This is a genomic window from Polaromonas sp. P3_C2, assembly GCF_056402675.1.
This window is the reverse complement of record NZ_JBFUGX010000269.1, coordinates 1-5,490: the sequence shown is the minus strand read 5'-3', so window position 1 is coordinate 5,490 and position 5,490 is coordinate 1. Positions and strand designations below refer to the sequence as shown.

General features: G+C 62.5%; 6 protein-coding genes and 1 pseudogene. 5 read left to right on the top strand and 2 right to left on the bottom strand.

Annotation, left to right across the window (positions count from 1 at the left end):
• The first annotated feature begins 172 nt into the window (after positions 1-172).
• From AC1DWI_RS12570 to AC1DWI_RS12560, 3 genes are all read left to right on the top strand, one after another.
• The gene (locus tag AC1DWI_RS12570) at positions 173-985 is read left to right on the top strand and encodes an IclR family transcriptional regulator (RefSeq protein WP_477668934.1); all 813 of its coding nucleotides are present in this window, start codon (positions 173-175) and stop codon (positions 983-985) included.
• Between the two features lie 356 nt (positions 986-1,341).
• The gene (locus tag AC1DWI_RS12565) at positions 1,342-2,061 is read left to right on the top strand and encodes a DUF3108 domain-containing protein (protein ID WP_477668736.1); all 720 of its coding nucleotides are present in this window, start codon (positions 1,342-1,344) and stop codon (positions 2,059-2,061) included.
• Between the two features lie 156 nt (positions 2,062-2,217).
• Positions 2,218-2,499, top strand: a complete 282-nt coding sequence (locus AC1DWI_RS12560; RefSeq protein WP_477724938.1) for a BTH_I0359 family protein — start codon at positions 2,218-2,220, stop codon at positions 2,497-2,499.
• 161 nt (positions 2,500-2,660) lie between these two features.
• Here the strand turns inward: AC1DWI_RS12560 and AC1DWI_RS12555 are convergent.
• Positions 2,661-2,912 (bottom strand): annotated as a pseudogene (locus tag AC1DWI_RS12555) (AbrB family transcriptional regulator); the annotation flags it as partial.
• 53 nt (positions 2,913-2,965) lie between these two features.
• On the opposite strand from AC1DWI_RS12555, the gene AC1DWI_RS12550 reads away from it, so the two are divergent.
• On the top strand, positions 2,966-3,829 hold the full coding sequence (locus tag AC1DWI_RS12550) for a ChaN family lipoprotein (RefSeq protein ID WP_477668737.1): 864 nt from the start codon (positions 2,966-2,968) through the stop codon (positions 3,827-3,829).
• Between the two features lie 29 nt (positions 3,830-3,858).
• Here the strand turns inward: AC1DWI_RS12550 and aptA are convergent, their stop codons facing one another.
• Positions 3,859-5,199, bottom strand: coding sequence for an omega-aminotransferase AptA (aptA, locus tag AC1DWI_RS12545; RefSeq protein ID WP_477668738.1), 1,341 nt, complete (start codon positions 5,197-5,199; stop codon positions 3,859-3,861).
• Between the two features lie 140 nt (positions 5,200-5,339).
• Between aptA and AC1DWI_RS12540 the strand changes: the two genes are divergently transcribed.
• On the top strand, positions 5,340-5,490 hold a 151-nt coding region (locus tag AC1DWI_RS12540), incomplete at its 3' end, for an ACT domain-containing protein (RefSeq protein ID WP_477724939.1).

Genomic DNA, 5,490 nt, shown 5'->3' with positions numbered 1-5,490 from the left:
ATATCCTGATTGGTGGCTGTCGGCTTTCGCAGAAGGCCTGATTGTGCCGTGGCCGGCGGTGGCATCCGGCCCCGCGTTACGATCCATGCATCCACAGTCTCACGGCGAACCTGAAATTCTAGTCAAGCCCATGAAAGTCAGCCCAGGCGCCCCCGCAACAGCACGCAGCAGCCTGCCGCCGCAACGCGCGGGCATTCAGTCGGTCGAGGTCGGCTTCAGCTTGCTGGAGTCGCTCTCCACCTCACCCGGCCCGCTGATGCTTCGCGACCTGGCAGCCGCAGCGGGCATGAGTGCGGCCAAGGCACACCGTTATCTCGTCAGTTTTCAGCGGCTGGCACTGGTCGTCCAGGACGAGGCAACCGCCCGATACGACCTCGGCCCGGCTGCGCTCAAGTTAGGACTCGCTTCCCTTTCGAGATTGGACAGCGTGAAGCTGGCCCGTCAGCTCATGCCGCGCCTGATGATGCAAACCGGCCAGACCCTGGCACTGGCGGTCTGGGGCAACCAGGGACCAACCCTCGTCCACTGGGAGGAATCGCCGCAGTCTGTGACGGTCAACCTGCGGCTGGGCGACGTCATGCCGCTGCTGTCGTCCGCCACGGGCTTGTGCTTTGCCGCATTTTTGTCTTCGAACCTGCCCAAGGCCAAAGCCAAACCACAAGGGAGGCTGGCGCTGCTGGTCAGGGCTGAACTGACACGCAACCAGAAGCTGGCGCGAAAAGATGTTCCCGCCACCATGGCCGAGCTGAATGCCTTGCTGGAAGATATCCGCCGCCGCGGCATGGCGCGCGCAGTCAATACCCTGCTGCCCGGCGTAGCCGGCTTCTGTGCGCCGGTGTTCGATGCCGACGGCCATCTCGCGCTCGGCATTGTGGCGCTGGGTTCGCTTGCAACGTTTGATCCGGACTGGGACGGCGCGGTGGCACGGCCGCTGGCCGCCGCCGCCCGGCAACTTTCCGGTGATCTTGGATTCACACAGGCGTGACCGCGTCCACCGACCGCTATCCTTCGGCGCCTCGCTGGCGTGTGCTTGCTGCGCTGGCTGCAGGGGTGCTGGCTGTCCACACGCTGGTGCTGAAATCAGCGCCGGTACGATTCGGCCCCGAGCAAACTGCCGCCTCCCCACGCAGCGAGGCTTTCGCAACGCGCAGCATCGCACCGCCTCCTGCACCGACATCGCTTGCCCCCGCGCCTTCCGCACCGCCCCCAAAGCCCAGGATATTCAAGAAGAAACCCGCCGTAACCCAAGAGAGTCCAGCGCAACACGCTACTGATTTGATAGCAATCTCGCCTCCCGAGGTGGTGACATCCAGCACGCCCCAGGTAGAAAATCCGCAAAGCATGCCCGCACAGGCAACGCCCACAATCGCTGCTGCCAGCGCCCCCGCGACAGTCGACCCAGACCAGTCGGCGGTGACGGCGGTGGCCTTGCCGGAAAGCGCGCGACTGGAATACAAAATGACCGGCAGCGCAAAGGGCTTGAACTACCACGCGGACGCCGAACTGGGATGGCGCTATTCAGGCGACAACTACAGCGCCTCCATGCGCGTCAGCGCATTGTTTTTAGGTTCACGCAGCATGGCAAGCACCGGGCAGGTGGGTCCGGAAGGCTTGGCGCCAACCCGCTTTTCCGACAAATCAAGAAGCGAAGTGGCCGCGCATTTTGAAGCAGACAAGGGGCAGATCACCTTCAGCGCCAATACGCCGACGGTCCCCTGGATCAAGGGTGCACAGGACCGGGTCAGCGTCTTCATCCAGCTGGCTGCCATACTGGCGGGCAACCCGGCCGGCTTTCCGGCGGGCTCCACCATTTCAATTTACACCGTGGGACCGCGGGATGCAGACACCTGGACGTTCCGGGTGGAAGGCGAAGAGAAAATGGTACTTCCCTATGGCGAGCTGAATACGCTCAAACTCACCCGTCAGCCCCGGCGTGAGTTCGATCAGAAAGTGGAACTCTGGTATGCCCCGTCACTGGGGTATCTTCCCGTTCGCAGCAGAATCACCCAGCAGAACGGGGATTTCATTGACCAGCAGCTCAGCGCGATCACCAAGAGCTGAGTTCAACAAACCGGCGTTGTTATGCCGCACGGAGGTGCCCGTTTTATGTGCGGTTTTACACGCACTACGCGCCTTTACCGCATGCTTTCGCACTTAACCCCCCGGGCCCTTGAACTTGGCCTCATCGTTGCTATCTGAAGCTAAAGGACCTACACCATGCAAATGCTTTACGACTCGGAATCTTTTGCTGTCATGCAGATTCACGCCAATGCGCCGGAAGAATCCGCGCCTGTCCCCGCCGTTCCCGAATTGGCCCGGCATGGCTTCGAAATCGTCGACAAGCGTTCGGGCAAGGAGGTCTATCTGGATGGATCCTGGGCTGAAATGTTCCAGCAGCGCCTGAGCGCCTGGGYGCAAAACACTCCCACGCAAGAAGAAATCGAAGACACGCTGGAAGGCTACAGCGGTCTTGCCAACACGCCGATATCGCTTCATTAGAAGTAGAGCCTCCACGGTCTCTCACTTCGTGTAGCTCCTTGCCCCCGAGGGGGCCGCTGTGCCTGCGGTCTGGCGGAGCCAGCCCCGCGGCCCCTTGAAGGAGCGCCCCCCGCTGGGTGTGTCTTTCTGCCCAATCAATCGCCTGGCGGGCTTTCTGCCTGCACCACCAGCGGCGTGAGGTGCAGCCCCAGTGCGCAGCCGATGATCCATTGCCCGAAGTTGCGCAGTGGCGTCCAGCTGGCCGTAGGTCCGCCCAGCATTGACACCACCGCCGTCGCCAGCAAGGGGCCGATCATCCAGGGCAAAGGCGTGCGCAGCGCAATACACAAGAAAGCGGCACCCCAGGCCAGCAACAAGGTCAGGACGACACGTACGGGCGGGGACTGGGCGGCACGGTGGGGCAAGGAAGGCATGGCAGAGCGTAACGGCGCGGAACAGAAGCCGCTGGAAGCGGTAGTATCCATCGATGCGCCACCTCCTCACCCCTCATGCTTTGGCATGCCTTGTCTGCGCCGCCACGGCGGCTTTGGCGGGAGGCTGCGCGGGACGGCCCGAAGCGCCCATCCTGCAGGTGCAGGGCAGCGAAACCGCACAGACATCCACCCGGCTGGAGGCGCTGCTCCCTGCCGACGTCCTGATCCTCGGGGAGCAGCACGACGCCGCTGAGCACCAGACAATCGAGCAGCAGGTGGTCGCCGCCCTGGCGGCCAAAGGGGCGCTGGCTGCCGTAGCCCTTGAGATGGCCGACACGGGTGCAAGTACTTCCGCGCTCAGACCCAGCGCCACCGAGCAGCAGGTGCGCAATGCGCTCAACTGGAACGATAAGGGCTGGCCATGGACAGCCTACGGCCCTGCCGTGATGACCGCGGTGCGCGCCGGTGTCCCCGTGATGGGCGCCAATCTGCCCCGGGCGCAAATGCCGGAAAGCATGGCCGACAATCGGCTTGACGCCCGCTTGCCAGGCCCCGCCCTCAAAGCCCAGCAGCAGTTGATCCGTCTCGGCCACTGCAACCTGTTGCCTGAGGGCCAGATCACGCCCATGACACGTATCCAGATTGCCAAGGACATCACCATGGCCAACACCCTGGGGCAGGCCGTGCTGCCCGGCAAGACAGTGCTGCTGCTGGCCGGAAGCGGCCATGCGAACCGGCAATTGGGCGTACCGTTGCACCTGCCGACGGACATAAAAGCCAAAGTAGTGCGCCTGCTTGCCGGGAACCCCGCGAATGCCGAGAAGGCAGACGCTTTCGACGCCGTGTGGGCAACGGCCCCGTTCCCGGAGACCGACTATTGCGCGGGCCTGCAGAAGCAGCTGGCACCCAAACCCTGAAGAGCCTTTTGGGGCTCGGCTGGCGGGAATCAGGTGTTTTTGCGGATGGCGTCGGCAACCACATTGACGATGCGGTCGATATGTTCTTTTTCGACGATGTAGGGTGGACAGACCACGATGTTGTCAGCCGCCGGCCTCACCAGCACACCGTTGTGGAAGCAGTCCATGAAGATGTCATACGCGCGCTTGCCCGGCACACCCGTCACCGGCGCCAGCTCGACCGCGCCGGCCAGTCCCAGGCTGCGAATACCGATCACATTGGGCAGGCCCTTCAGGCCGCTGTGCATCGCGTCGCCCAATACCTTGCCCATCTGGCCGGCACGTTCATACAGCTGTTCTTCCTTGAACAGCTCCAGCGTCGCAATTGCGGCCGCGCAAGCGACCGGGTGGCCGGAGTAGGTATAGCCGTGAAAGAACTCCACGGCATGCTCGGGCGCACCGGCATTGGCATTCATCATGCCGTCATAGATGCGGTCGGAGCAGATCACACCACCCAGCGGGATGACACCGTTGGTCACGCATTTGGCGAAGTTGAGCATGTCGGGCACCACACCGTAATAGTCTGCCCCGAAACCGGTGCCCAGGCGGCCGAAGCCCGTGATGACTTCATCAAAAATCAGCAGGATGCCGTGCTTGTCGCAAATTTCGCGCAGCCGTTTCAGGTAGCCCTTGGGCGGGAGGTACCATCCGGCGCTTCCTGATACCGGCTCGACGATGACGGCAGCCACGTTGCTCGGGTCGTGCAGCGGCAGGATGCGATTTTCCAGTTCCAGCAGCAGGTCTTCCTGCCACACGGGCTCAGCACCGTTGATGTAGGCATGATTGACCGGGTCATGGATGAAGCGCATGTGGTCCACGCGAGGCAACAGCGCGGCGCCATACACCTTGCGGTTGGCCGGAATGCCGCCCACGCTCATGCCGCCGAAACCAACGCCGTGGTAACCCTTTTCACGGCCGATGAATACATTGCGGTGGCCTTCGCCCCGCGCACGGTGGTAAGCCAGCGCGACCTTCAACGACGTGTCCGCGGCCTCCGAACCCGAATTACAGAACAGCACCTTGTTGAGGTCACCTGGCGCCATGCCAGCAATGATCTCGGCGGCCTTGAAGGCCTGATCGTTGCTGGCCTGGAAAGCGGTCGCGTAGTCCAGCGTATCGAGCTGCTTCTTGATGGCTTCGTTGATGGGCTTTCGGTTGTGGCCGGCGCCCACGCACCACAGGCTGGAAATACCGTCGATCACCTGGCGCCCGTCGTGCGTCGTGAAATGCATGCCGTCTGCGGCCACAAACACGCGCGGGTCTTTTTTGAAGCTGCGGTTGGGCGTGAACGGGAGCCATTGGTGCTCCATGTTGAAATTCTGGTAGGCCATGGTGGTTTCCTGCGTCGAAAGGTGTGAAGCTGGGATAGCAGCGCTTGATCTTGCATTCTGGCACTCTTGCCGCCGCCCTGCACCTTCAATTGCCCGCCGGCCGGGCAGACACAGCCTTCACCTGCGACAATTCACCCCCTATGAATCACGCTTATATCCTGACCCTGTCCTGCCCGGACCGTATGGGCATTGTTCACGCGGTCTCTGGTTTCCTGTTGCAGAACGGCGGCAATATTGAAGAAGCCGCGCAATACAACGACCATGACACCGGACTCTTCTTCATGCGGGTTC

What these genes read in the sequence shown, in the direction of transcription:
- AC1DWI_RS12565 (WP_477668736.1), top strand. Translation starts at nt 1,342, where the DNA reads ATGCCCGCACAGGCAACGCCCACAATCGCTGCTGCCAGCGCCCCCGCG.
- AC1DWI_RS12550 (WP_477668737.1), top strand. Translation starts at nt 2,966, where the DNA reads ATGCGCCACCTCCTCACCCCTCATGCTTTGGCATGCCTTGTCTGCGCC.
- aptA (WP_477668738.1), bottom strand. Translation starts at nt 5,199, where the DNA reads ATGGCCTACCAGAATTTCAACATGGAGCACCAATGGCTCCCGTTCACG.